General features: G+C 58.6%; 24 protein-coding genes and 1 pseudogene. 8 read left to right on the top strand and 17 right to left on the bottom strand.

All coding sequences use genetic code 11. The annotated features are described in order from the left end of the window. Nucleotides 1–14 precede the first annotated feature (14 nt). Nucleotides 15–611: a cupin domain-containing protein gene (locus ACW55A_RS06590; protein ID WP_498810642.1), complete on the bottom strand. Its 597-nt coding sequence runs from the start codon at nucleotides 609–611 to the stop codon at nucleotides 15–17. Nucleotides 612–1243: 632 nt separating this feature from the next. On the opposite strand from ACW55A_RS06590, the gene ACW55A_RS06585 reads away from it, so the two are divergent. From ACW55A_RS06585 to ACW55A_RS06575, 3 genes are read left to right on the top strand one after another with little or no spacing between them, the layout of a single operon-like run. Next, complete coding sequence (locus ACW55A_RS06585) at nucleotides 1244–3376, top strand: methyl-accepting chemotaxis protein (protein ID WP_187598839.1); 2133 nt, start codon at nucleotides 1244–1246, stop codon at nucleotides 3374–3376. Next, nucleotides 3373–4860, top strand: a complete 1488-nt coding sequence (locus ACW55A_RS06580; RefSeq protein WP_096128206.1) for a chemotaxis protein CheW — start codon at nucleotides 3373–3375, stop codon at nucleotides 4858–4860. Before ACW55A_RS06585 ends, ACW55A_RS06580 begins: the two co-directional genes overlap by 4 nt. Nucleotides 4861–4915: 55 nt before the next feature. Then, nucleotides 4916–5041, top strand: a complete 126-nt coding sequence (locus tag ACW55A_RS06575; protein ID WP_003315538.1) for a hypothetical protein — start codon at nucleotides 4916–4918, stop codon at nucleotides 5039–5041. 71 nt (nucleotides 5042–5112) lie between these two features. On the opposite strand, the gene ACW55A_RS06570 is transcribed toward ACW55A_RS06575, so the two are convergent. The 3 genes from ACW55A_RS06570 to ACW55A_RS06560 form a co-directional block, all read right to left on the bottom strand. After that, a complete protein-coding gene (locus ACW55A_RS06570) occupies nucleotides 5113–5598 on the bottom strand; it encodes a GNAT family N-acetyltransferase (protein ID WP_003367094.1) in 486 nt (161 codons plus the stop codon). 61 nt (nucleotides 5599–5659) lie between these two features. Then, nucleotides 5660–6058 (bottom strand): hypothetical protein, encoded by a 399-nt coding sequence (locus ACW55A_RS06565; protein ID WP_003367095.1) that lies wholly within the window; start codon nucleotides 6056–6058, stop codon nucleotides 5660–5662. 121 nt (nucleotides 6059–6179) lie between these two features. Beyond that, entirely contained in the window at nucleotides 6180–7055 is an 876-nt protein-coding gene (locus tag ACW55A_RS06560; RefSeq protein ID WP_455807706.1) for an MBL fold metallo-hydrolase, read from the bottom strand. Nucleotides 7056–7163: 108 nt separating this feature from the next. Between ACW55A_RS06560 and ACW55A_RS06555 the strand changes: the two genes are divergently transcribed. Beyond that, nucleotides 7164–8054, top strand: a complete 891-nt coding sequence (locus ACW55A_RS06555) for a LysR family transcriptional regulator (RefSeq protein WP_455807705.1) — start codon at nucleotides 7164–7166, stop codon at nucleotides 8052–8054. Nucleotides 8055–8158: 104 nt separating this feature from the next. Here ACW55A_RS06555 and ACW55A_RS06550 read toward each other — a convergent pair whose 3' ends face one another. The 10 genes and pseudogenes from ACW55A_RS06550 to ACW55A_RS06505 form a co-directional block, all read right to left on the bottom strand. Further along, complete coding sequence (locus ACW55A_RS06550; protein ID WP_498810643.1) at nucleotides 8159–10099, bottom strand: methyl-accepting chemotaxis protein; 1941 nt, start codon at nucleotides 10097–10099, stop codon at nucleotides 8159–8161. 214 nt (nucleotides 10100–10313) lie between these two features. Next, nucleotides 10314–10886, bottom strand: coding sequence for a sarcosine oxidase subunit gamma (locus tag ACW55A_RS06545; protein WP_187598835.1), 573 nt, complete (start codon nucleotides 10884–10886; stop codon nucleotides 10314–10316). Between the two features lie 3 nt (nucleotides 10887–10889). Further along, the gene (locus ACW55A_RS06540; protein ID WP_498810644.1) at nucleotides 10890–13796 is read right to left on the bottom strand and encodes a 2Fe-2S iron-sulfur cluster-binding protein; all 2907 of its coding nucleotides are present in this window, start codon (nucleotides 13794–13796) and stop codon (nucleotides 10890–10892) included. Next, a complete protein-coding gene (locus tag ACW55A_RS06535; protein WP_003367099.1) occupies nucleotides 13793–14098 on the bottom strand; it encodes a sarcosine oxidase subunit delta in 306 nt (101 codons plus the stop codon). The genes ACW55A_RS06540 and ACW55A_RS06535 overlap by 4 nt, the downstream gene beginning before the upstream one ends. Before the next feature lie 13 nt (nucleotides 14099–14111). Continuing rightward, a pseudogene (locus tag ACW55A_RS06530) lies at nucleotides 14112–15352 on the bottom strand (FAD-dependent oxidoreductase). Next, nucleotides 15334–16236: a bifunctional methylenetetrahydrofolate dehydrogenase/methenyltetrahydrofolate cyclohydrolase FolD gene (gene folD, locus ACW55A_RS06525; protein ID WP_498810645.1), complete on the bottom strand. Its 903-nt coding sequence runs from the start codon at nucleotides 16234–16236 to the stop codon at nucleotides 15334–15336. The pseudogene ACW55A_RS06530 and the gene folD overlap by 19 nt, the downstream one beginning before the upstream one ends. Then, a complete protein-coding gene (gene purU / locus ACW55A_RS06520; RefSeq protein ID WP_003346974.1) occupies nucleotides 16233–17099 on the bottom strand; it encodes a formyltetrahydrofolate deformylase in 867 nt (288 codons plus the stop codon). Before purU ends, folD begins: the two co-directional genes overlap by 4 nt. 295 nt (nucleotides 17100–17394) lie before the next feature. After that, nucleotides 17395–17850 (bottom strand): hypothetical protein, encoded by a 456-nt coding sequence (locus tag ACW55A_RS06515; RefSeq protein ID WP_024663487.1) that lies wholly within the window; start codon nucleotides 17848–17850, stop codon nucleotides 17395–17397. Between the two features lie 361 nt (nucleotides 17851–18211). Then, complete coding sequence (locus ACW55A_RS06510; RefSeq protein ID WP_003367111.1) at nucleotides 18212–18940, bottom strand: DUF4198 domain-containing protein; 729 nt, start codon at nucleotides 18938–18940, stop codon at nucleotides 18212–18214. A gap of 53 nt (nucleotides 18941–18993) precedes the next feature. Further along, nucleotides 18994–21105: a TonB-dependent siderophore receptor gene (locus ACW55A_RS06505; RefSeq protein WP_455807697.1), complete on the bottom strand. Its 2112-nt coding sequence runs from the start codon at nucleotides 21103–21105 to the stop codon at nucleotides 18994–18996. A 238-nt stretch (nucleotides 21106–21343) separates the two neighbouring features. Between ACW55A_RS06505 and ACW55A_RS06500 the strand changes: the two genes are divergently transcribed. Continuing rightward, the gene (locus ACW55A_RS06500) at nucleotides 21344–22093 is read left to right on the top strand and encodes a carbon-nitrogen hydrolase family protein (RefSeq protein WP_498810646.1); all 750 of its coding nucleotides are present in this window, start codon (nucleotides 21344–21346) and stop codon (nucleotides 22091–22093) included. Between the two features lie 6 nt (nucleotides 22094–22099). Here ACW55A_RS06500 and ACW55A_RS06495 read toward each other — a convergent pair whose 3' ends face one another. The 3 genes from ACW55A_RS06495 to ACW55A_RS06485 form a co-directional block, all read right to left on the bottom strand. After that, complete coding sequence (locus ACW55A_RS06495) at nucleotides 22100–23353, bottom strand: MFS transporter (protein WP_498810647.1); 1254 nt, start codon at nucleotides 23351–23353, stop codon at nucleotides 22100–22102. Nucleotides 23354–23458: 105 nt separating this feature from the next. Beyond that, entirely contained in the window at nucleotides 23459–23641 is a 183-nt protein-coding gene (locus ACW55A_RS06490) for a DUF1289 domain-containing protein (protein ID WP_003315517.1), read from the bottom strand. A gap of 2 nt (nucleotides 23642–23643) precedes the next feature. After that, nucleotides 23644–24015 carry a hypothetical protein gene (locus tag ACW55A_RS06485; RefSeq protein WP_455807693.1) on the bottom strand — a complete coding sequence of 124 codons (372 nt, stop codon included), beginning with the start codon at nucleotides 24013–24015 and terminating at the stop codon, nucleotides 23644–23646. A 501-nt stretch (nucleotides 24016–24516) separates the two neighbouring features. On the opposite strand from ACW55A_RS06485, the gene ACW55A_RS06480 reads away from it, so the two are divergent. The 3 genes from ACW55A_RS06480 to ACW55A_RS06470 are packed head-to-tail and all read left to right on the top strand — an operon-like array spanning nucleotide 24517 to nucleotide 25878. Then, complete coding sequence (locus ACW55A_RS06480) at nucleotides 24517–25017, top strand: Hcp family type VI secretion system effector (protein WP_003432945.1); 501 nt, start codon at nucleotides 24517–24519, stop codon at nucleotides 25015–25017. A 22-nt stretch (nucleotides 25018–25039) separates the two neighbouring features. After that, entirely contained in the window at nucleotides 25040–25570 is a 531-nt protein-coding gene (locus ACW55A_RS06475) for a DUF2778 domain-containing protein (protein ID WP_080348723.1), read from the top strand. Then, nucleotides 25567–25878 (top strand): hypothetical protein, encoded by a 312-nt coding sequence (locus ACW55A_RS06470; RefSeq protein WP_096106950.1) that lies wholly within the window; start codon nucleotides 25567–25569, stop codon nucleotides 25876–25878. The genes ACW55A_RS06475 and ACW55A_RS06470 overlap by 4 nt, the downstream gene beginning before the upstream one ends. The last annotated feature ends 52 nt before the right edge of the window (nucleotides 25879–25930 follow it).

Here is a 25930-nt window from a genome sequence, read left to right as displayed (position 1 = left end):
GTCATAACGTTCGTTCAGGTATCGGTGTCGCCGAACACCGAGTCGAAGGCTGTAGACAGTACGTCCAGCAGTGATGCATTGAGTCGCTCGCTCAGCGGGTCCGATAAGCCTTCTGTGTTCCAGGCTTCATTCAACAAGGTTGCGGCAACACGGCCCAGCGTCGAACGGCCATCGAGCGTGCGGCACACCAGTCGTTCGGCAGCGGGCATGTGTTGCAGCAACAATTTGCGGGGCACCGCCAGCACAATCTGATCGTCACCTTCGGGGTAACTGCATGCGTAAGGCTGTGCGCTATCGTAAAGGACGATATCGCCAGCGCCTTGCCGGGACTCTCTGTCGTTCTGCACGACGATAGCGACGGAACACAAAGAGAGCGTGAGGAGGAAGTGATCGCTCTCCCTGTCTTGCTGCAACCGCCGGTAATGGAGGGGGGAAGACTGGATACGGGTGAAGGTAACGCTACTCTGATCCCTGACATTCAGCCTGCCGTCAAACGGCGCTTCGGTCAGCGGCTGGCTGGTGACCAAGCCATACGTCGAGCTCACAACCTCCTGCCAGGCGTCGAAACGATCCTCGGGCCGTAGTGGTTCGGCTGGGAAAATCATGGCCATGGCTGCCTCTGCGACGAGCGTCTTTTTACGAAGTGATCGGCGGCAAGGTTATCAGACGTTGATCCAGAGCAAGACCCCTGTGCCGGCAGTGTTTCAAGGTGGTGAAAATAGTTTATAGACCTGTGATCCAGCCGATATATCCCTACGTATGCAGCGCTCTGCTTACCCAAGCCTTCTAGAACAGGAGTTCCATGGACCCGCGCCTTGCTGGGCTTTCTTTCTTGCTCACCCTGGGATGGACGGGGGCCGTGATTCTCGTCATCTGGTTTTACGCCTGATGACGCAACGGTTTTCAGCAGGAGACGGAAGTGGTTTACGAAGCGGTCCTTGCCGGTGATCGGTAGGGCCAGGAAGTGTGTGCGTTGATAGTGGCTAAATAGTGGTCTGGCAGCGCTAAAGCTAATCTGACTGAAGCCGATGTTTATGTAACGGCCCCTTGCCGAATGACTTCGATAGTTCTACCTGGCTTTGACGGCCTTGAAGTTTGCGCTATGGAAGGCATTGAAAAAGACGATTAACCGGCTTGACCGGCAGCCTCCATAGTCCGCACATCGGTGTGTCTGACAGGGCTCGCAGAGACCGGGGCTTTATAACAATACTTCCACAGATGCTTACTCGCAGAGTACTTCCACATGTCGACCACAATTGAAAGCACCTACAGGGAACGGGCCGGGCTGGAACTTGATCTTCACTCGCTGTTGACGGCCATTGACCGTTCCCAGGCGATGATCGAGTTCGATCTTGAAGGCAATATCCTGCGGGCCAATACCAATTTTCTGGATTGCGTCGGTTATCGGCTGGATGAGGTCCAGGGTCGGCATCACCGTATGTTCTGCACGCCGGAATATGCGTCCAGCGTCGAATACGCGACGTTTTGGGAAAAACTGGGCAAGGGCGCTTTCGACGAAGGGCAGTACAAGCGCCTGGGCAAGAACGGGCGCGAGATCTGGTTGCAGGCCACTTATAACCCGGTGTTTGACGAGCAAGGCAATCCGTTCAAGGTGGTGAAGTTCGCCACGGACGTGACTGCGCAGCGCAAGTCCAATTCCGAGTACGAAGGCAAGGTTGCGGCCATCGATCGCTCGCAGGGTGTCATCGAATTCGACCTTAACGGTCGCGTGCTCACCGCCAACGAAAACTTTCTCAAGGTCCTGGGTTATCGTCTGGACGAGATTCAGGGTCAGCACCATCGCATGTTCTGCGAAGACGACTACCTGAACAGTCCGGCCTATCGTGCCTTTTGGGCCAAGCTCGAACGTGGCGAGTATGACTCCGGCGAATACAAGCGCATCGGCAAGAACGGTCGCGAGTTGTGGATCAGCGCCACTTACAACCCGATATTCGACCCGGATGGTCGTCCTTACAAGGTCGTGAAGTTCGCCAACGATGTGACCGAGAGCCGCATTCGTCAGGCTGAGTCCGCGGGCAAGGTGACAGCCATCGAACGTTCTCAGGCGGTGATCGAATTCGATCTGACGGGCAAGGTGCTGCATGCCAACCGCAATTTTCTGGCGGTATTTGGCTACGAGCTCGATGAAATCGTCGGCGAGCACCACCGCATGTTCTGCTCCGAGGAATTTGTCAGCAGCCTGCAGTATCGTGAGCTCTGGGAGAAGCTGGGGCGCGGCGAGTACGACGCCAACGAATACAAGCGCAAGCGCAAGGACGGTAAGGAGATCTGGATTCAGGCCACCTACAACCCGATTTTCGATGCGCAGGGCAAACCCTACAAGATCGTCAAATTCGCGCTCGACGTGACAGATGCCAAGGAAACCAGCGTCGAGGACCAGGGCAAGGTGAATGCCATCGACCGCGCCCAGGCCGTCATCGAATTCGACATGGCCGGCAACATCATCACCGCCAATGCCAACTTCCTCAAAGCGCTGGGTTATGGCCTTCAGGAAATCAAAGGCAAGCACCACCGTATCTTTTGTGAGGAAGAATACGTGCGCGGCACCGAGTACCGTGAATTCTGGCACGGGCTGGGGCAGGGCGAGTTCTACTCCGGGCGCTTCATGCGCGTCAGCAAATATGGGCAGAAAATCTGGATTCAGGCGACGTACAGCCCGATTTTCGACCACGACGGCTTGCCGTTCAAAGTGGTGAAATTCGCCACTGACATTACCCGTCAGGTCGAGATGGAACAGGCGATAGAGGCCAAGACCCGCGCCATGGGCGAGTCGGTGAAAGCACTGATGAATGCCATTTCCTATGTGGCACAGAGTACCGAGACGGCCACCGATCTGGCCAGAATGACGCGTGAGCAGGCCAGCACCGGTTCGCAGACGTTGGTCAAGGCCTCCGACGCGATGGACATGATTGCCAAGTCCGCCGAGGGTATTCAGGACATTATTCAGGTGATCAGCGAGATCGCCAGTCAGACCAACATGCTCGCCTTCAACGCGGCTATCGAAGCGGCCAGGGCCGGTGAACATGGCCTGGGCTTTTCGGTAGTCGCCGACGAGGTGCGCAAGCTGGCCGAGAAGTCTTCGCGTGCGACCAAGGAAATCAACAAGCTGATTCTGGAAACGGTCAGCCGGATCGAGTCGGGCAACGAGATTTCGCGCAGTGCCGGCGAAGCTTTCGAACACATCGTGGAAGGCGTGATGCAGACCACTCAGGCGATTGACGGGATCAACACGGCGACAGAGAAGCAACGTCTGTCGGCGCAGGAAGTCGAGACACTGATCGTCGAGCTGCATAAAGCCAACCTGACCGGCTACACCCAGACTCTGGACAAGGTATCCATCGGACAACCTGCATGAGCAGCCTGAATGCCTATGGCGTCGTGCAGATCAACGGTGTGTATCTGGCGGTGGTTGCCGATGCGTTGATGGAGGCCGTGCACTGGCCTGCTGATCTGCATCCCCATCCATTGACACGGGGAGCGCTGCGTGGGGTGTTTACCTTGCGTGGCAAACCGGTGCCATTGGTCGACCTGCGGGCTCAATTGGCGGAGGGCGGCGATATGTCTTCGCCGACGCCACTGGTGGCGATTCTCAAGTACGGCGGTGGCTACCTCGGGCTGGCGATTGACGCTGTGTGCGACATTCTCAAGGCCCGTGATTCTCAGTTCAGTCCACTGGGGCCAGCGGGCAGCGGTGTCGGCTTGCTGCCCTCTCTGCTGCTCGGCGCCGAAGAGTCGCGGATGATCTACAAGCTTGACCTCGACTTCATGAGTGGTTTGCCAGGCGTGATGTTCGCTGCCGATCCGAACGCGCAAGTGCTCAAGGACGAGGCACTGGCCGCCAAGGGCCGCTTGCTGCATTACCTGGTGTTTGAGTGCGACGGCCGCAACTTCTGTATCGATGCGAGCGTTGTGACCGAGTTGGTGGACGATCCCGAGATCACGGCGTCGGATTTTGCCAGTGACTGCTGCTTCGGCGTCACCTCGGTGCGTGGCACCAAGGTCCCGGCGCTCAACCTGTCCGAAGTGCTTGGCCTGGACCACCAGCGTCAGACGTCCAAGCCGCAGTTGCTGCTGTTGACTGCGCCGGACGGGCGGGTGTGCGGGTTTGGCTACGACCGCATGGTCGCCATTCAGCGTCAGGATCCGGACAGCCTGTTGGCGGCACCGCATTATGGCCTGCCGCACCCAGAGCTGCTGGCCGGGGTCATGAACCTGGAAGAGGGGCAGCAGGCCTTGTTGCTCGATCATCCGATGCTGTTGCAGCGCCCGGAAGTCAAAAGCTACACCCAGGTTTACCAGCACGACGTCAAACCTGCCCAGGCCTCGCACGATGTGACCAAGGCCATGCTGCGCCACGCCTGCCTGCTGTTCGATGCGCCGACCCGCTTCGTGGCACCGTTGAGCCAGATCGTGGAGATCATGAGCATGCCGCAGCAATTGATCGGCCTGTCGCAGCCGGAAACGCATTTGCTGGGACAGTTCAATCTGCGCGGCGAACAGGTGCCGCTGATCTGCCTGAGCAGTCTGCTGGGCGAAGGCGCACAGGTCCAGGGCGAAGCGTCGCGTGTATTGATCGTGCGTGGCGAGCGGCTGTGCTTCGGTTTTGCAGTGAACCGCGTCGATGCGATCGACGCGTTCAATCAGTTCGATCCGGCCATGCTGGAACAAGGCTGGCAAGCCAGTACTGGCAAGGGCATTTCGGTCAATGACCGGGTCCGCTCGCTGGTCAGCGTCGGCAGTCAGGAGCGCAGTTGGCGTGCGACCCTGCTTGATCTGCAGGGCCTGGCCCGACAGTTGGAATGCAACGTTGATCAGCGCCGTACTGTGCAATCAGTCTGAACCGAATGCTCCGCGCGTGGCCTTATTTGAGTGTTCACCAGCGGAGTCAACGACCATGACTGACAAGAAAGACGAGAAAAAACCGGAACCGCAAAGCGACGTGCCCGCGCACTCGACGCCCGAAGAAAAGGAACGCCTGAAAGACTTCAACAAGGACGGCATCCCGCCTGGGGTTTGCTGACCGCTGTTGAATGCTTTTCTTAAACGCCCGGCCCACACAGGCCGGGCGTTTTCGTGTCAGGCCTTTGTGCTTCAATCGCCGCCTTTGGCGAAGTCCAGTAGCCCGGCACCCTCCATCCGGTAGCGAACCCATTCACTTTGCGGCGCAGCGCCGATCGCTTCGTAGAACTTGATGGCTGGCTCGTTCCAGTCCAGCACGCTCCACTCCAGGCGACCACAATCGTTGGCTACCGCTTCGCGAGCGATATGTCGAAGCAGTGCGCGTCCGGCGCCGATGCTGCGCTTCTCAGGAGTGATGTACAGGTCTTCCAGATACACGCCGTTGCGTCCCAGCCAGGTCGAGTAACTGTAGAAATAAACGGCATAGCCAATGGGCTGGCCGTCATGCAGGCACATCAGCGCCCTGGCCGGTGCGTTGTCGGCGAACAGGCTGCGTTGAATGTCGTTGGTACTGGCCTTGACCTCATGCCCTGCGCGTTCATAGATGGCAAGTTCGGTAATGAACGTCAGAATCTGACTGGCATCAGAGGCAGTGGCTGGACGGATTTCGAGGGACACGGAGGGCAATCCTTGGCTAATGGGCGCAGCATGATAGCCGCACTCGCCAGGCGCTCGATAGTCAGGCGTCACGCAGCAGGTCGTTGGCGTTGAGCAACTGATAGGCGATCTGTGGACGTGCTTCCAGGGCGCGGCGGATGGCGGCAGGTATCGATTGACGCGTCTTGCGACACAGCCCGACCTTTTCCTCGACGACAATGCTGATGCCGCGCATGGTGCGCACTTCATTGAAGCCCGGCGCGACGTCGACACGCACGCCCAGTTGCTGGAAAATCTTGCGCTGCATGTGCTCCAGATCTTCCAGACTTTCGATACGCTCCAGGCGATCCAGCAGGGTTTTTTCTGCGTCGCGGGACAGCAGCAGAATCCGCAGGTCTGCACCTTCCGCATCCAGCAGCTCTCGCTTGCAGTCGCAAGCGCCGGGCGGACAGGGGTTACGGATTTTCAGAGGGGCGTTCATGGGCGCAGCATAACGACTGACAAGGGCGTCTGACCATACCTCCGTGCGTGTCCGCAGCGCACGTAAAAATCCGTCCACTGCGATATTCGCGCCGCCTCGCCGAGGCGTTACAGGTGCCGGATCAATTCGGCCATTTCATCTCGCCCTTGATGACTTTTGCACTCATCTCCAGCGAAGCCGGTTCGGCCAGTTGCGGCCAGGCTTTGTGCATGGCGTCGATCAGGGTGGTGGAATCCTTGGCTTTGGCGGCCTGTTCTTCGAAGGACTTCAGGTAGTCGGCGGTGAATGTCACAGCCTGGGTGCCTGACGGAATCTTGCCCAGGTAATGACCCGGAATTACGGTGGCCGGTTTCAGCGCCTCGATGCCTTTGAGTGTCGCGAGCCAGTCCTGACGCGATTTCGGGCTTTGCGTGTCAGCGACCCAGACATGGATGCCGCTGGAGACCACGACACCGCCAACCACTGCCTTGAGGGAGGGAATCCATACGTAACTGCGCTCGGGTGCCGGGCCGTTAAGGCCTTTGATCTGCAATGTTTGGCCTTCAAGCGTCAGGTGGTCGTCCTTGAGCTCTTCCGGCACAACCAGGCTGGTTGGCGCATTGTCCTTGAGAATCGGGCCCCAGTAGGCGAGTTTGCCCTGCATCGAAGCCTTGATCGCCTTCACGGTAGGCGCGCTGGCGACGATCTTCGCTTCGGGGAACGCGGCTTTGATGACGTCCAGACCGAAGTAGTAGTCCGGGTCGCTGTGGCTGATGTAGACGGTGGTGAGTTGCTTGCCGCTGGCCTTGATCTTTTGCACCAGGGCCTCGGCGTCGTTGCGCTGGAACTGCGCATCGATGAGCACCGCGTCATGCTTGCCGGTGATCAGTTCGGATGAAACCGGGAAGACGGCTTTTTCAGCCGGGTTGTATACCTCGATCGCCAAGGGAGCGGCGGCCTGGGCTGCGAGAGGGAACAGAGTGGCGAAGGACAGGGCAAGCAGGGATTTGCGCGGCATGGGATACGACCTTTGTTTGGACAGGGCTGAGGTCGTTATCTTAGGTTGCCTCAAGTGAAACAAAAGCCTCAGTATTGGCAACTATTGATTGCTTATATCGGACGAATTGTGGATAGGATCATAGCTGCACGGGTATTCATTGCCATCAACGAGAGGGGCAGCCTCATCGCCGCCGCCGAGGCGCTGGATATGTCTAGGGCCATGGTCACGCGTTATCTGGCGCAGATGGAGCGCTGGGCCGGAGCGCGACTGCTGCACCGGACCACGCGCAAGCTCGGCTTGACCGGCCCAGGGCAAGTGACCTTGTTGCGGTGTCAGCAACTGGTCGAGCTGGCCGACGCGGTGCCACTGGCAGCCGATACGCAAGTCGACGAGCCACGCGGCATGCTGCGTATCGCCTGTTCGCAGTCACTGGCCCAGGCCGTTCTGGCACCCGCGGTGACGGCTTACCTGCAACGCTATCCCGACACCTCGGCAGACCTGCTTATCGGCAACGAGGCCGTGGATCTGGTCAGCGAGCGAATCGATCTGGCGATCCGCATCACCAATCAGTTGGACCCCAATGTCATTGCCCGTCCGCTGGGGCAGTGCGCTTCGGTGGTGTGTGCTTCTCCAGCCTATCTCGCCGTGCACGGCACACCGTCCAGGCCGCAGGAACTGTCTGCTCACAACTGCCTGACATATTCGTACTTCGGCAAAAGCCTGTGGGAGTTTACCCGCCAGCAGATGCCGCTCAGTGTGCCGGTCGGCGGCAACCTCAGTGCCAACGATTCAGTGGTGCTGCTGGAGGCCGCAGTGGCTGGCGCCGGTGTCAGCCTGCAACCGGTGCATTCGGCGGCGCCGCTGATGGCGAGCGGCAAGCTGATCGCCCTGATGCCGGAGTACCAGCCACGGGCTTTGGGGATACACGCGATCTACACCTCAAGGCACCATCAGTCGGCAACGCTGCGCACTTTTCTGGATTTTCTGACTGAATGGTTTGAGAGGGGTGGAGATTAGATCTCCTGCTGTGGACAGGACTCAGAGCGTCCAGAACACGCGGAGCATGGGCACGATAGGGAGACACAGACGCCCATCGTTCCTCACGCTCCGCATAGGCAGGATCAGGTCTTGAACTTGCGCACCAGGCCGTCCAGCTCGCTTGACAGGATCTCCAGGCTTCTGGAATCCGCGCGGGCCGAGTCCGAGAGTTCGGCGATCAACTGGGCGTCGCCATGGATCTGGCTGATGTGCCGGTTGATGTCTTCGGCCACCTGATGCTGCTCCTCGGCAGCGGTTGCGATCTGGGTGTTCATGTCGCGAATCACATCCACTGACTCACGAATCTGCCCGAAGCTGCTGCGTGCCTGCCCGATCTTGGTCACCGATTGCTGCGATACGTCGAGGCTGGCATGCATCTGTTGCGCCACCGAGGCAGTGCGTTTGGCCAGGTTGCCCAGCAGGCTGTCGATTTCTGCGGTCGAGTCCGAGGTGCGTTTGGCCAGTGCGCGGACTTCGTCGGCTACGACGGCGAAGCCGCGGCCCTGTTCGCCTGCACGTGCTGCTTCGATGGCCGCGTTGAGGGCCAGCAGGTTGGTCTGCTCGGCGATCGAACGGATGGTATTGAGGATCGACTGAATGCCTGCGCTGTCCTTTTCCAGTTGCGTCATGTCCTTGGCCGAGCGGGTGAGTTCTTCGCTGAGCTGGTCGACGCTGCGCACCGCATCATCGATCTGCCGCTGACCTTCACGCGCCTGTTGCTGGCCGCTGTCTGCCGAGTCTGCGGCCTGGCTGCAGGAACGGGCGACTTCATTGGAGGTGGCGACCATTTCATGAAACGCCGTGGAGACCATGTCCACCGCTTCGCGCTGCCGGCCAGCAGCTTCGGCCATGTCGTTGGAGACACGTGTCGAGCTGTGTGAGGCTTCGAGAATCTTCCCGGCCGCCTGACCGATGTGCTGAATCAGGCTGCGGATCGCGGTCAGGAACTTGTTGAACCAGCCAGCCAACTGCGCAGTTTCATCCTTGCCGCGCACGGCGAGGTTCTGGGTCAGGTCGCCTTCGCCGCCTGCAATACCTTCCAGGCCGCTGGACACGCTGTGAATCGGGCGCACGATGACCCGGGCAAAACTGGCCCCGACAATCGCAAAGACCACCGCCAGCACCACCGCGATGATGCCGATCAACCAGGTCAGGCGGGTGGCCGAGGCCATCACTTCGTCCTGTTTGATCAGGCCGATGAAGTTCCAGCCCAGTTGCTCGGACGAGTACACATTGGCCATGTAACGCTCGCCGTTGAGTGTCACCTCGACCAGACCACTGGCGGTTTTCGCCAAATCGCTGAAGCCGTCGCCCAGTTCTCCCAGTTTCTTGAAGTTATGCTCGGGCTGTTTGGGATCGACCAGCACGGTGCCGTTCTTTTCCATCAGCATCAGATAGCCGCTTTCGCCGAGCTTGATCTGCTTGACGATGTTGGTCAGTTGCTTGAGCGATACGTCGATATTGACCACGCCACCAGGGTTGCCCAGTTTATTGGGAATCGCCCGGATGGTACTGACCAGTACCGCGTCGTCGTTGGCCCAGTAATAGGCGTCGCTGCGCACGGTCTTGCCGGCATTGGCCATCGCCGTCTTGTACCACGGCCGCACACGCGGGTCGTAGTTGCTCATTTTCGGGTCTTCCGGCGTCATGATGTAGCTGCCGTTGATCAGACCATAAGAAACGTAGGAGTAGGCCGGGTGAGCCTTGGCGATATTGGCGAACAGCTCGGTCGCGTGCCTGTCATTCTCGGACTGCGGGGGAGGCGTGGCGCCCATGTAGTTGCGGAAATCATCGCTCGCCCCGGCGATCAGCGGGTGCGCCGCGATGTAATTGACGTTCTGCGTAATGCCGTCGAAAAACAGCTGCATGGCATTGTCGACCTGGCGAATCTCACGTGCGCTACCGTCCACGAAATCACTGGTCGCCTTGTCGCGCAGGTTCACGACCACGATGGCGGCGACGACTAATATGGGCAAGCACGCAATGACTGCGAACGCCCACGTCAATTTCTGTTTGATATTCATTTGAGCTCCGGGGGGCGTGTTACTGCCGCAAGTGTCGGGTGCTGCATGGATGCAGTCTGCGACCCGAGGCATTGAGCTGAGGGTCGCTCTTATGGTCTACCAAGAGGTCAACGACTTTTTGCCAGCATTCTTTAGGCGGCTTGACGGTAACAGACACTTGTTGTCGTTCATGAGCACGAAACGGCCTTTATTCACCGAAGCAGTAACCCGTTGTTCATGAGAGGCGCCCCCCAAACTCGGTCATGGCATCCAGCATCGCGTCCTTGAAGTAAGCCAGTGAAGCCCGATCGAAGAGGATCTGGAAACAGGGTTCAGCCTGCGCGCCGAGGTTGATGACGATCACATTGATGCGCGCTGCCGAGGTCTGCGCCACCGAACCTGTCGCAAACACTTCGGGGCGCAGATCCACGCCACACAGTTTGGCCATCACCTCGGCGATGCACGCGCCACTCAGTTGCAGCCAGGCATGGCTGTCTTCGCGAGGCAGCAGGTAATTGGCGCTGTGGTCGAGCTCCCAGCGAGCTTCTTCATCGGCGATGCGCTGCCCGTCATCGTGCGGGCTGCCCAGCAGCAGGTATTCGGTCTGTGAAAGGCGCGCGACGTGGCTGCCGTCCGCCTGTGTGACAGCGCGGTTCGGTGCCTCGGGCAGGTTGAAGCCGCTTGCCGTCAGGTAGTCAGCGCTTTGCGTACCGCGAAATCCCACGCGTGGCCGATCGGTCAGGTCTTGCAGCGTGCACAAGGCGCGCGCGTTGGCGCCGAGAGGACTGTTCTGGAGAAGGCTGGTCATGGGTTAGAGCTCCTGGCGCTGGTTTTCAGGGTCGAAGAAGGGCAGTTTCACGACGGTTGCCTGAACCACCACGCCATCTTCGACGCGGATCGGAATCTGCTGGCCGGGTGTGCTCTGGTCGAACACGGCATAGGCCATGCCGATGATCATGCCCAGGGTCGAGGAGTACTCGCAGGACGTCACGTTGCCACTGATGTCCGGGCCCTTGAGCACCAGATGCCCCTCGAGCGGCAGCGGGCTGGCCTTGGGCAGGGTGAAGCCAACCAGTTTGCGCTTTTGCGGCTGGGCTTCGAGGATGTCCACCGAGCGGCGGCCGACGAAGAAAGGTTTGCTCCGGCTGACGGCCCAACCCATGTCGATTTCGGCCGGATGGGTCATGCCGTCGGTGTCCTGACTGATGATGACGTGGCCTTTTTCCAGACGTAACAGACGTTGCGTCTCGACGCCGAACGGACGCATGTCGAAGACCTTGCCAGCCTCGACAAGTGCATCCCAGAGCCTGAGCGCGTGACGAGCGGGGACGTGGATCTCGTAGCCCAGTTCGCCGACGAAACCGACCCGTAGCAGCCGCGCCTTGATACCGGCAACAGTGCCCAGGCGCACGCCAAGATAAGGGAAACCTTCGGCAGACAGATCAAGGTCGGTACAGACCTGCTCCAGCACCTTGCGTGAATCCGGACCCGCCACGTTGACCGCGGCAATGGCCGCCGTGACGTTGGTGATGTCCACGTTCAGACGCCACTGGGCATTCCACTTGAGCATCTGCTGATAAATGCGATCCACGCCGCTGGTGGTGGCGGTAACGTAGAAATGCTGTTCGGCAAAGCGCGCGCAAACGCCGTCGTCGATGACCACACCTTGTTCGTTGGTCATCAGCGCATAACGTGAACGCCCGACCGGCTGTTTCAGAAAGGCGAAGGTATACATGCGGTTGAGCAGCTCGGCGGCATCGGGGCCGCGCACGTCCAGACCGCCGAGTGTCGACACGTCGATGATGCCGACCTTGTTACGCACGTGCAGCGCTTCCTGCTGCATGCAGGCATCGCGTTGCGAGGCTTTGCCATAGAACGCCGGACGCTGCCAGATCCCGGCCGGCATCATCTTCGCACCGGCCTGCACATGACGCTGGTGCATGGGCGTCTGCCGATACGGATCGAAGGCACGGCCCGCAACGTGTGCCAGTTTTTCTGCCTCGAAGGGCGGTCGGGCTGTGGTCACGCCGGTTTCACTGATACTGCGCTGTGTCGAAGCGGCCACCAGTCGCGCGGTCGGCAGTGCCGAATGACGACCCTGAGACGGGCCCATGCCTACCGTGGAATAGCGTTTTACCAACTGGATGTCGCGATAGCCGATGCGCGTGGCATTGACGATATCGCGTACCTGAAGGTCTTCGTCGAAATCGACAAAATCCTTGCCGTCAGGGTGCGGGAAGATCGGCCAGGCGAAGTTGACCTGCGCTTCGCTGCGCAGCGGAGCAGGGCTTTCAGCCGATGTCAGGCCCAGTGCCGTGACCACGCCGGCGGCAGCATGCGCCGCATCGGCCAGCACGTTGTCCAGCGCGTGGTAACCGTTGACCGAGCCTGCAATGCCAAGATTCTTCGGCAGGCTGCTGATGGCGAATTCGGCCTGCTGATCGTCATAGGCCAGCTTGCCGCCGGCCTGACACAACAACTGGTAGACCGGCATGTAGCCGCCGGACATGCACAGCAGGTCGCAGTCGACACGCGAGCCGCTGCTCGCCACCTGACCCTGGCCAGTGATTTTGCGCAGCTCGGCACCGCTCACATGGCGCATGCCTTTCTCATGCAGCGCTTCATAGACCGTTGTGTTCATGTGGCAGACGATGCCGCGCTTCTCCAGCGCAAGCCGCAGCGTCCGGTCCGACGGGCTGCTGCGCATGTCGGCCACTGCGACCACATCGACGCCCTGATCGTGCAAGTCCAGTGCGGCGAGGTAACCGTCATCGTTGCCGGTCAGCACTCCCGCGCGTTTGCCGGGCTTGACGGCGTACAACTTGATCAGGCGCTGTACGGCGCTGGTCAGCATGACGCCGGGGAGGTCGTTGTTACGGAAAATCACCGGCTGATCGAACGAGCCGCTGCATACCAGACAGTGTGTGGCGCGCACCTTGTACAAACGCTTGCCCTGAATCACCGGCAGGTAATTGTCGGTGAACCATGCGTTGCAGGTCGCTTGCTTGAGCACCTGGATATTGTCATGTGCTTCTACCGCAGCGACCAGTTCACGCCGCAGCTGTTCGGCACGCAGGCCGTCGACATCGAAGCGGGCATAGGCCAGCGAACCGCCTAGAATGGGCTGCTGTTCGATCAGCAACACCTTGGCGCCTGCATTGGCGGCGCTCAGTGCTGCCTGCAAGCCGGCAGGTCCCGCGCCGATCACCGCCAGATCCGTGAACAGGTAGGCCTTGTCGTAGTACTCGGGCTGGAACGCCAGGTCCAGCACGCCAAGGCCGGCCTTCTTGCGAATGATCGGCTCCCAGACTTTCCACATGCCCTTGGGCTTGTAGAACGAGCGGTAATAGAAACCCACCGGCATGAACTTCGAGAACTTGCCCAGGTACGCGTCCCGGTCGTTGTCCAGCGAGCCGTTGAAGTTCTGGCCGGTGGCCTGCAAGCCTTCCTGCAGGGCAACGGTGTCGGCCATTACGTTGGGCTCGTGAGGCAACTGGATCAGGCTGTTGGCGTCCTGCCCGGCCATGGTCAGGGGGCCGCGCGGGCGGTGGTACTTGAACGACCGCGAAAGCAGAAAGCGACCGTTGGCCAGCAGAGCACTGGCGATACTGTCGCCCTGCAGGCCCTGATAGGTTTTGCCATCGAAGCTGAACGTGAGCGGCCGGGTGCGATCGATCAGCAGGCCCATGGGCGCGGGCAGGCGGGCGGGGGTGGTCATCCTGCGATCTCCTTTGAGGCGAGGGGGGCGAAGTCGATACGTGCGGTAAACAGGTCGCGTGGGTCGAAGGTGCGGATGATCTCGTCGCTGCCGGTGTGGCGCTCGGCCAGGAACCAGTAGCTGGAGGGGTTGTGCATCCACCACTCGCACACCACGCCCAGTGTGTCTTCACTGTTGAACACGTAATCGGCCCACTCGCTGTCGCTGCAGGTTTGCGGGTCGGGCATGTGTTTGAATTCCCCGCCGTAGGTGAACTCGCTGATGTTGCGCGGCCCGTTGAGCGGGCAGGTCATGATTTTCATGTGTCGCTCTCCGTCAGTGGCTGGCCGCTGTTGCGCCCATTTCGTTGACTTGCTGGAAGGTTGAGAAGCGTTCGAGCGCGAATGGCCTGATCAACTCGGGCACCTTGCCGCCGCTGGCAACCAGTTCTGCCATGGTCTTGCCGCAGATCGGCGTGGCCTTGAAGCCCCAGGTGCCCCAGCCCGCATCGAGGTAGTAGTTCCTGACGGGGGAAAGGCCCATGATCGGGCTGTAGTCCGGGGTCATGTCGGTGATCCCGGCCCATTGGCGCATTAGTTTGGCGTTGGCCAGAAACGGAAACATCTCGATGGCGTGGGCCAGCAGGCTTTCCTTGAGGTCCAGCGTCGAGCGGCTGTTGAACAACGGGTACGGATCAGAACCGCCGCCAAACACCACTTCGCCACGGCTGGTCTGCTGCACATAGCAGTGCAGGGCGGACGAACTCACCAGCGGGTCGAGAAAGGGTTTGAAAGGTTGAGTGACCATCGCCTGCAGCGGGAAGGTCTGGATCGGCGAGCGAATCCCGGCCTTCTTCATCATCTGCGAACTCATGCCCGCCACCGCCTGTACGGCGCAGCCGCACTGGAGGGTGCCGCGATTGGTCTTCACCGCAGTGATGGTACCGTTCTCGATCACCAGTTCCTGCACTTCGGTCAGTTGATGATCTCCACACCGCGCTTGGCCGCCTGCTTGGCGTAGCCCCAGGCAACCGCGTCATGCCGGGCGGTGCCGCCGTCGATGTGCCACAGGCCGGCGAGCACCGGCAGATGACCGGGGTCCAGATTGAGGCTCGGCACCAGTTCGCGGATCTGCTGGCGGTCGATCATCTCGGTGCGGCCGCCGAAATGCTTGTTGACCTCGGCGCGCTGGCGGAACGAACGGACCGTGGCATCGGTATGCGCGAGGGTCAGTTGGCCGCGCTCGGAGTACATAATGTTGAAGTCGAACTCGTTGGACAGGCCCTGAAACATCTTCACCGACTCGGCATAGAACTTCACACCTTCGCTGGTCAGGTAATTGGAGCGGATCACCGCCGTGTTGCGCGCCGTGTTGCCGCCGCCCAGGTAACCTTTTTCCAGCACGGCGATATTGGTGATGCCGTGGTATTTCGACAGGTAGTAGGCGGTGGCCAGGCCATGCCCGCCGCCGCCGATGATCACCACGTCGTAGGAGGACTTCAGTTCCTTCGGCGCAGGCAGATCTACCTCGACCGGGTACTCCGAACTGAGCCCGTATTTCAACAGGTTGAAAGGCATACGGCCTCCGATTGGCTGCGTTGCGCGTGGGCCTGCTGCCGGGCAGCAGTCACGGTGTTTTTCATCAGAAAAGCGATGGTCATCGGTCCGACCCCGCCGGGAACGGGCGTGATCGCAGAGGCGACTTCGATGGCGCTGTCGAAGTCCACATCGCCCACCAGGCGGCTACGGCCGTGGTCGTCGATGCGGTTGATACCGACATCGATCACCACCGCGCCGCGCTTGAGCCAGCTGGCATCTATCAGGCGCGGGCGGCCAACCGCTGCCACGACGATGTCGGCCAACTGACACAAGGCCCTGGCATCATTACTGCGCGAATGCACCACCGTCACCGAGCAGTGCGCTTGCAGCAGCAGGGCGGCCATGGGTTTGCCGACGATGTTGGAACGACCGATTACCACCGCATGCTTGCCGCTCAGATCGCCGCAGGTTTCTTCGAGCAAGTGCAGGCAGCCGCTGGGGGTGCAGGGCGTCAATACGTTGCGCCCCTGGCTCAGACCACCGACGTTTTCACTGTGAAAGCCGTCTACGTCCTTGCCCGGATCGATAGCCTGCAGGACGCGGTTTTCTTCTATGTGAGCGGGTAAGGGCAGTTGCAGGAGAATGCCGTGTACCGTGTTGTCGGCATTCAAATCGGCAATCAGCGCCAGTAAGCGGGCCTGGCTGCTGTCGGCCGGCAGGCGGTGTTCCAGCGAGCGAATGCCGGCTTCCTCGGCACGCAGGATCTTGTTGCGTACGTAAACCTCACTGGCCGCGTCATTACCGACCAGAATGACCGCCAGTGCCGGTTCGATGCCTTCGACCTTCAAGGTGTTCACATCGTGTCTGACCTGTTGCAGAACGCGAGCGGCGGCGGCCTTGCCGTCGATGATGTGTGCGCTCATCGGAACACCACCGTTCGATCCGTGTTGAGAAACACGCGGTGCTCCAGGTGATATTTGACGGCCCGCGACAGCGCGATGGTTTCGTTATTGCGTCCCGCCGCGACCAGGTCGGCAGGCAGGTAGACGTGATCGACGCGCTGCACTTCCTGCTCGATGATCGGACCTTCGTCCAGGTCACTGGTGACGTAGTGCGCGGTGGCACCGATCAGCTTCACACCGCGCTCGTAAGCCTGATGGTAGGGCTTGGCGCCTTTGAACCCCGGCAGAAACGAATGATGGATATTGATCGCCCGGCCAGCCAGTTGCTGGCACAGGTCGTCGGAGAGAATCTGCATGTAGCGCGCCAGTACTACTAGCTCGGTGCCGGTTTCATCGACCACCTTCATCAGTGCGGCTTCCTGCGCGGCCTTGGTTTCTCGGGTCACGGGCAGGTAGATGAAGCGAATCCCCTCACGTTCGGCCATCGGTCGCAGGTCAAGATGATTGGACACGATGGCGGTGATGGTCATGTCCATTTCGCCCTTGTGGTAGCGGTACAGCAGGTCGGTCAGGCAGTGATCGAACTTGCTGACCATCAGCAGCACACGCATCGGCCGGCGCGTGTCGTGTAGCTCCCACTGCATGGCAAAGTCGTTGGCAACGGCGTCGAAGCCGGCTTTCAACTGCTGGATGTCGCCCTCATGACCATCGTTGAAGCGAAACACTGCACGCATGAAAAAAGTGCCGCTGTACTCATCGTCGAACTGGGCCATTTCACCGATGTAGCAGCTGTTGCCAGCCAGGTAGGAAGTCACCGCCGCGACAATCCCGGAGGTCGCCGGGCAGCTGATCTTCAGGATGAAATGGTTCTTCTCGTGTTGCATGGCGTGTCCTCTGAAGGGTAGCGGCAGTTTGGCGCAGGGCGAAAAAGGTCAGGTGCAGAGGTTTTTCGTTGATGAATAAAATTCTCTACAGGAATTTAATATTCTTGAAGGCTGTTTTATAGGCGAAAGGAAATCCAGCGTCCAGAGGTTTCTGGAAACTTTGTTTACTAAAGGGAATATTGCAGGTTTCTTGTGGGGGGGCGGGGTCGCCGGATTTCACTGTAGTGGCAAGCTGCTATTCCGGCGGAGCGTTGCGCCCGCTGGAAATATTCACGGCCCGGTCAATGCGTGACGCCTATTTCATCCCGATCAGGCCCTTGGCCTGGCTACGGCTATCGGAGTCCATATTATTGGACGACATCGCGTTATTCAGCGCGCTCATGGCTTGGGACAACGCGGATTGCATGCTCCTGATGGTGGACGTCAAAAGCTCTCTCTGCCGTTTCTTCTCATCTTCCGACAGGGTCTTGTCGTTCAGCAGTTCCATCAATTCCTGGTTCTTTTCAGCGATCTTATCCTGAAGCTTGCGGATGTTTTTCAAGACTTCCTTGACGTCCTCAGGCAGGCCGGACCGATCGATGTCCGCGTTCCTTTCACTTTCGAGTTTTTCCTGACCTTCCTTCGAGATCTGAACCTTAACAGCGGCAGGTGTAACACTGGATACTGCGGAGCTTTCTGTCACCGAAGCTGGCGTTGAGCTCACGACTTGAATATTCATGATCGGAGGGGTGTCGAAAGGTGCGATTTTCATTGAGGTTCCGGTCCCGGAGGATTTGTGGAGTCTTGTTTAGTACGCCTATCGGCCCGCAACAGCGGGCCTTTAGATTGATGTATCTATTTTGTACAAAATTGTATATTCGCGCACGCATTCCATGGTCAGGCTCTTGGGTTGAACCTGACTGCCTGACCAAGGCTTCGACGATGTTTGCTGTGACTTGACCGAACTCGGCCACTCATTGAAGCCGCAGCTGGAAATGCTGTCCGCATGGGCAAGCATTAACAGGCAGGCAATCGAGCAGGCACGCGCAAATTGCGATCAGCAAGGTTCTCCGGCAACGTCGGCCGAAGATACCTTGCGTGGCTGAGTAGAAGTTATTTGCTACTGCGCGTCATCAGTCGTGATGCGCTTCACCAACAAACGTCAGCGAGGTAAACAAGCCGCGTTCAGCGATGTCGGCGTTGTCCTTGACCGGCAGCGTGACTTCGGCGGCGATGATATTCAGCCCCTCGTTACGCACGATGACGCTGGCCAGACCTTGTGCATCGGTTTCGGCGCTGACGACGTCCGGTGCGCTGCGGTAATCGCCGATCAGCTTGATACCGGCGGCGGGTTTGCCGTCGATCAGTACGCGCACCGGCAGTGGTTTGCCTGCGCCGACTTTCAAAGGGTCGGTCTGCGGCACGATCACGAAATTCAACTTGTTGAACGCTGGCAGGTGCGCGCCTTCGGCGTAAATAGCCACGCTGTATTTGAAGGTGTGGATGGAGTCGGTGCCGTTGGGCACTTTGCTGCGACCTTCATTGACCCATCGCTTCTCGGCGTCGCGCGTCCACATGCCGTTATCCAGCGCAACGCTCATGACCGCAGGCGGCTTGAGCGGCACCAGACGCGCGTGGTCTTCAAGGCGTTGTACCGTCACCGGGATCATTTTGCCCTGCAGGTCGTAGGCCCACGCCCCGCTGACTTTCTGCGCCTTGAAAGCGTTGTCTTCGGCGCCATGACCGTAGACCACTTCGATATTGCCGCGACGCTGTTCGGTCCACAGACCGTGCGCATTGACGTGGCTGGCGAACAAAGCGCCGAGCAGGCCCAAGGCCAGGAAAGGTTTGTTTGAAAGCATGATGCGTCCTTGTTGTTGGGAGCGGGGTGTATTGAATCGAATTGTTATGAGCGTCAGAGGCTGAGGGTCAGGCTCACCGTAACGTTGCGCGGTTCGCCAGGCGCGACCCAGTAATTGCTGTAGGAGCGCTCGTAGTATTTTTCATCGAAAATGTTGTTCAGGTTCAGACCCACCGTGACGTTCTCGCTGGCTTTGTAATGCGCCAGCAGGTCTACGGTCTGGTAGGCCGGCAACTCGAAGTCAGCGCCCGACTGCCCCGAGCGGTCGCCGACGTAGGTATACGCCGCGCCCACGTCCGAGCCGCGCAACGCGCCTTCCTGGAACTCATAGACGCCCAGCAGGCTGCCGCTGTGTTTGGCGACACCGAGGATCCGACTGCCGGAGGGGATGCTCTGGTCGCCCTTGGTCACTTCGGCATCAATGTAGGCGAAGGCACCGATGACCCGAATGGCTTCGCTGACCTGCCCGGTCAATTGCAGATCCAAGCCCTGGCTGCGAGCCTTGCCCACCGCACGATTGGTGTCGGTGCCCGGATCCAGCGCGAGAACGTTTTCTTTTTCGATATGAAAGGCGGAGAGGGTCGTGCTCAGGCGATCGTCGAACAGTTCGCTCTTGATCCCGACTTCGTAGCCGACGCCTTCTTCCGGGTCGAAGGTTTTGCCGGCGGCATCCAGGCCATTGTTGGGCTTGAATGAGGTGGAGGCGTTGGCGAACAGGCCGACCTGCGGTGTAAGTTGATAAAGCAGCCCGGCGCGCTGAGTGAAGGCGTCCTGGCGCTGCCCGGAGGTGGCGTTGGTGGTGAAGTCATCGACCTGCTGATCGAAGTGCTCGTAGCGTGCCCCGATCATGCCGCGCAGCTTGTCGGTAAAGACAATCTGGTCCTGCAGGTTCAGCGCGCGGCTTTCGACATGCTCGTAAAAATCAGTACCGGAGCGTGCGCCGGCGGGTTTCGGTTGGCCGTAGACCGGGTTGTAGATGTCGATGGCGTAGGGGCTGCCGGCGATGGTCGTGACGCGCTCGTTCTTGCGATAGTTCTCGTACTCGGTGCCGATCAGCACTTCGTGCTCGACTCCCATACCATCGAGACGACCGCGTAATTCCAACTGGGTGATGCTGTCATGCCAGTTGTTGTCGCGCTCCCGATAACGGCGATTGACCGTGTGCCCGTCGGCATTCAACGGGCGCGCCTCGCTGGCAAAACCCGACATCTCGCCCTGTTTGTAATGGCTGGCCAGACGCAGTGACCAGATATCGTTGAGCTGGTGGTCCAACGCGAACTGGACCATGTTGTTGTCGTTATCGATGTCATCGTCCGGCTCACCGAGGAAGGTCGAGCGCGACACGCCGTTCCAGGTGTTGTTGGGGGCGACCACGCCCCGGTCGAAAGTCGATGTGTGGCGCACGAATTCGGTTTCCACCAGCAGACGGGTGTCTGGGTTCAGTTGCCAACTGAAGGACGGGGCGACAAACACCCGTTTGCTTTCTACATGGTCACGAAAGCTGTTGTTGTCTTCGACGGCCAGATTGACCCGCGAGAGCAGATTGCCTTCTTCATCCAGCGGGGTGTTGACGTCCAGCGCGGTGCGATAGCGATCCCAACTGCCTGCGCTGGTCTGCAAGGTGGTAAAGGCTTCACGCTGGGGTTTCTTGGTGACGATATTGACCGTGCCGCCCGGATCGCCACGCCCGTACAGGCTGGCGGCGGGGCCTTTCAGCACTTCGATACGCTCGATATTTGCGGCATCCGGCGTGGCAGGGTAGCCGCGGTTGGCGCTGAAGCCGTCCTTGTAAAATTCGGAAGTGGTAAAGCCCCGGATGCTGTACTCGTAAAGCGTCAGACCGCCGAAGTTGTTCTGCTTCGACACGCCGCCGGCAAAATCCAGCGCACGCTCGACGCTGTTGCTGCCAAGGTCCTTGAGCACCGAGGCAGGTACCACGCTGATCGACTGCGGGATATCCGCGATGGCGGTATCGGTTTTAGTGGCCGTGGCCGAGCGGGTAGCGCGATAGCCCTGGACCGGGCTGGTCGCCGTCTCGTACTGATAGTCGGACGTGACGTTGACGCTTTCCAGTTCTATGGTCTGCGGGCTTTCCTCCGCGTAACCCGTATTGCCCAAAACGCCGATTGCCAAGCCTGCCAGAGACGCGATTCTACGAGACGACATGTGAGACTTCCTGATGGTAATAGATACAATATAACATCTCCGTTGAGAATTATTGTTGTTTGTTGCTGGGGATGTAACATCGGGCTGATCAGTAGGGGGGCGATCCTTGCAACTCAGCGCTCAGGTGGGGGACTACGTCGTACAACTTCGCTGGGCCTTGAAAATGTAATATGCGTCAACCCGGCTATTGAGGTCGGCGAACCTCTCGCCTGTGATTCCTGTGTGCTCTGGAGAGCCAATGACGTTTCCAATACTCGCCGCTGCCCAATTCTGCTCTGCACGGGGAGCTATCGAGCACAACCTCTCCGGGCACCTGGCGTTCATGCAACGGGCAGCTGAACAGGGCGCCACTTACCTGCTGTTTCCAGAGTTGTCACTCACAGGCTACGAACCGGATCTGGCTAGCGAACTCGCCCTGCTTGCCGACGATGTGCGTCTGGCGCCGCTCGCGGCACTGGCGGTGAAGTTGCGATTGACGACCACCCTTGGCGTGCCGCTCAAGGGGCCGGACGATAGCGTCCTGATTGGCGCATTGACCTTCACCGCTGCGGGCGATGTCATCGCCTATGCCAAGCAATACCTGCATCCCGGTGAAGACGTGGTGTTTAGCGCAGGCAATGCGGACTGCTATCTGCCACTTGGTCAGCAGCGGATCGGTCTGTGCGTGTGTGCAGACTTTGCCCACGCCGAGCATGCGCGCCGCCTGGCGCAAGGCGGAGCCTGGGTGTACGCAGCCAGTGTGCTGATCTCGCCGGGAGGCTATGAATACGACGCCGGACTGCTTTCGGGGCATGCCCGCCGCCACTCACTGCCGGTGTTGATGGCCAATCATGGAGGGCCGACTGGCGGCTGGCAGTCGGCGGGGCGCAGTGGTCTGTGGGACGAGGAAGGGCGTTGGGTCGGCGGGATGGAAGGTGAAGGAGGTGGTCTGGTAGTCGCGACCCGCCAGCGCGAGGGCTGGCAGGTCAGGGCGTTTACGCTGGAGTAAGACGTTTCACGCGCCCACGGTAGTGTCCGGCTTGAGCCCGGGTTCGTTATGCGAGCGCGAAAGGGTCTCTGGCACGGCCAGCCACAACAGGCAGAACGCTACCGCTGCCACACCGGCAAGGGTCAGAAATGCCGCGCTGTAACCTGCCGCATGCACGACAAAACCCGCCAGGCTATTGCTCAGCGCTGCACCCAGCCCGAACAGCGTGGACAGCGCACCCAGACTCACGTTGAAACGCCCGCTGCCTTGAGTGAGGTCCTTGACCATCAATGGGAACAGGGCACCGAACAGGCCCGCACCGATGCCGTCGAGCATCTGCACCGCTACCAGCCAATAGGGATCATCGGAGAGGGTGTAAAGCACACCGCGAATCGGCAAGAACAGAAAACCGGCCAGCAGCAGCGGCTTGCGCCCCCAGACATCCGCTTTCATACCTACCAGCAGCGCGGCTGGCACCATCACCAGTTGGGCCGCGACGATGCACGCTGAAGTGAGCGGTGTCGCCATTTGCATGTTGATCTGTGACAGCTTCTGACTCACCAGCGGCAGCATCGCTGCGTTGGCCAGATGGAACAGCGCGCAGCAGATACCGAACATCAGCAGCGGCTTGTTGCTCAACAGTGCAGAAAGCCCCGACGGCTGATGACCACTGACGTCGTGACTGGCGTCGAAGCCCCGAGCCACGTCGTGATCGATGGCGTCTGCGGAAACGAAGCTGACCGCGACAATACTCGCCAGCGCCATCGCGGCCATCAGGTAAAACACCGCAATAGGGCCGAATAGATAGGCGAAGCCGCCAGCCAGAAGGGCTGCGCAGGCGTTACCAGCGTGGTTGAACGTTTCGTTGCGTCCGGTACGGCGGGTAAACGCTTTTGGCCCGGTGATGCCCAGCGAAATGGCCGCGATGGCCGGTGCAAATACCGAGGCCGCAATGCTGCTCAACGCCTGGGTCAGGGCGACAATGGAAAAGGACGAGGTAAACGGCAGAATCACGCAACTCAGCGTCACCAACAAGGCCGCCACACCAATCATGGCGCGCTTGTAGGGCGTACGGTCGATCAGCGCCCCGGCAGGTGTCTGGGTCAGCAGCCCGGCAATGCCGGCGATGGTCATCACCACAGCGATGCTGGCCGGGTCCCATTTGTGCACCGCCAGCAGGTAGATCGCCAGATACGGGCCCAGGCCATCGCGCACATCGGCAAGGAAGAAATTCAGGCTGTCCAGTGAAAGCGTGTTGCGGCGATCTGCATGACTGACCAAGAGTGAAGTTCCTGTAATTCGTCCGACTCCAGGCAACCGAGTCACGGGTAATACTGACCCGGGCCGTTTTAAAGAAGTTTCCACACCGAAGATGAAATTTAGGCTTCAAATGCTCTTTTTCTGCAGGCTTTTCAGTCGCTGGGTCGCGCGTTGCACGGCAGCCATTTTTTCTGGCCGCTTCATGCGCTTCCACTTGCGGATATCGTCCTTGGTACGCCCGCAGCTCACACACAGATCACCGCTGAGCTGGCATACGGAAATGCACGGGTTTTCTATGTCCTTGGCCATGCTCAACCTCGTCTGGCGTATTTGCGTTTGATGCGCTGCTGCCAGTCGCCCGCGTTCTCGCGCAGGCACTGCTCTTCGCAGTCGACATGCACATGAGCCGCTGGATTCGACAGGCTGACCTGTGCATCGTCAAGTGCCTCTACCGTAAGACCGATCATCCGCTCGCCCAACCCGCGCTCCAGTGCAGCGTTCTTGTCAGCCAGCGTGTCAAACACCCACACCACCCGCAGGCTGGCCGGGAACGCCGCGTAATCGACTTCATGAGTCAGCCAGCAAAAACCGGGCATTTCGGCCTTGGCGGTCTCGCAGGCGTGCGTCAGTGCGCTCACCAGACGCCGATCTGTCTGGGCCTGTTCGCGTTTGCAGGATGGCATGGGGGACCTTGGAGTGTAGAGAGAAAGATGGTCACGATACCTGATTGCTGGTTTTGCTTACAGTTTGAGGCAATCAAGAACGTGAAAGCTGTGCTTCGAGTTGGCCTGCAAATCAGGTTAAGCACATAATTATAAGGTCTTGTTTATTTTTAAATGTTTCAGTATGACTTATCCTTCATGGTCTTCAGATAAAGACGATAGCGTTAACATGTGCCGTTCGGGCATCCTTGTGTGCCTTGACTTATTGCTTGTCGAGCTGACGACGTTTTAATATCGGCTAAGGAGTATTCAGTGATGGTTTTTCATAAAGGTGTGTTTGGCGCATTATTTGTAGGTATCAACACTTGATATGCTAATGGCGCTGTTAATGATTCAGTGTTGAGTTGCAAGCTCTGCGAGAATTTCTCTTGAATTCTCTTGGGTGAGTTATAGGAAAAAGTTTTCAGCCTAAAAAATCAGTTACTATAAGTCTTTTGTTAAATGTACACAGGGAGTGGTGCTATGGCGTTTGATACTTATATGCAGATCGAAGGTATTCCTGGCGAATCTCTTGACGCTGTATTTAAAGATTGGATAGAGCTTTCGGATTTTGATGTTGGTGCAAGCCAGTCAGCGTCGGCGACGACAACAAGCGCTGGCGGGGCAAGCAGCGGGCGAGCCAGTATGAGCGATTTCTTTTTCCGTAAAGCTGTTGATAAATCTACCCCCAAGCTCCATGAGGCTTGCTGCAGTGGTAAGCATTTCAAAGAGGTCACTATCGCTGTAAATCGTGCAGGTACGGAAAAAATAAAATATCTAGAGATAAAGCTTGAAGAGGTAATAATTTCTTCGGTATCTCTGAATGGTAATGGCTCGATTGAAAGTGGTTTTCCAACTGAAACAGTGCGTCTTAATTATGGGCGCATAAAAATGCTCTATACCCAGCAGAAGCGATCCGATGGTCAAGGCGGCGGACAAGTAGCGGGTGGTTGGGATGGTATAAAAAGTAGAGTCTACGCCTAGTTTTGCCAAAGAAGGGTGTTACATGTCGGAAAATACCAATAATCCTAATGTTGCATATTGCAGCTTTTCATTAAATAGTGAATCCGTGAGCACCTTACGTTGTGGCCAAGCTAGCTATGAAGCGTTCTCGGGTATGGGGGCTCCATTTGTTAACAATCCTCAATATCAGTCTGTTCAGGGGAAAGGTGCAATTCCAACTGGGCGATATTTTATTGTTGATCGGCAAAGTGGGGGCAGGTTCGGTTGGGTTAGAGAGCCGTTACAAGACTTTTTGGCTGGCACAGACAGAGGAGAGTGGTTTGGTCTCTACAGAGATGACGGGGAAGTTGATGATCAGACAACTGTTGATAATATACGGCGTGGCGCGTTTAGGCTCCACCCCGTCGGGCCGCGTGGTGTAAGCGAAGGCTGCGTTACTCTTAACTCTCAGATTGGTTTCGATGAGCTTAAGAAGTATCTTCGCAGCCAGAGGGGGGCGGTTATTGACGGAACAAATCTCAAGTACTATGGGATAATAGATGTGGTCGATGCTGGCGATAAGAATTCCAAATGAAGAAGATAATAAAACTCATCGTAATGGGTATTTTGGTTTTGCTACTGGCTACGCTGCTCACTAAGTGGGTTGTCGCTTTAGGCTTTATTGGCTGGCTTCTTGGAACTGAAACAGGCCTCGATATGTATGCTTCAGCAGTGAGTGCGCTAGGCATAATCGGTGGCGAGGATGGAGAGTTCCTGATTCTTGCCTTAATGGTATTCGTAATGCTGGTTCCATCGGCGTTTCTTGTATGCGCTGCAGCTAAAAGGCTTCATACGTTCAGAGCAGAACGGCAGTCAGCAGCTAATAAGAGAGCTGGCAGATAATACGCAGTGCTGCCGTGATCTCACACGGCCATCATTCAAGCTATGCAGCGTT

This window comes from Plantibacter cousiniae (nom. nud.) (genome assembly GCF_977070315.1).
The sequence above is the reverse complement of the archived record's forward strand: the minus strand, read 5'-3'. Positions and strand labels throughout refer to the sequence as shown.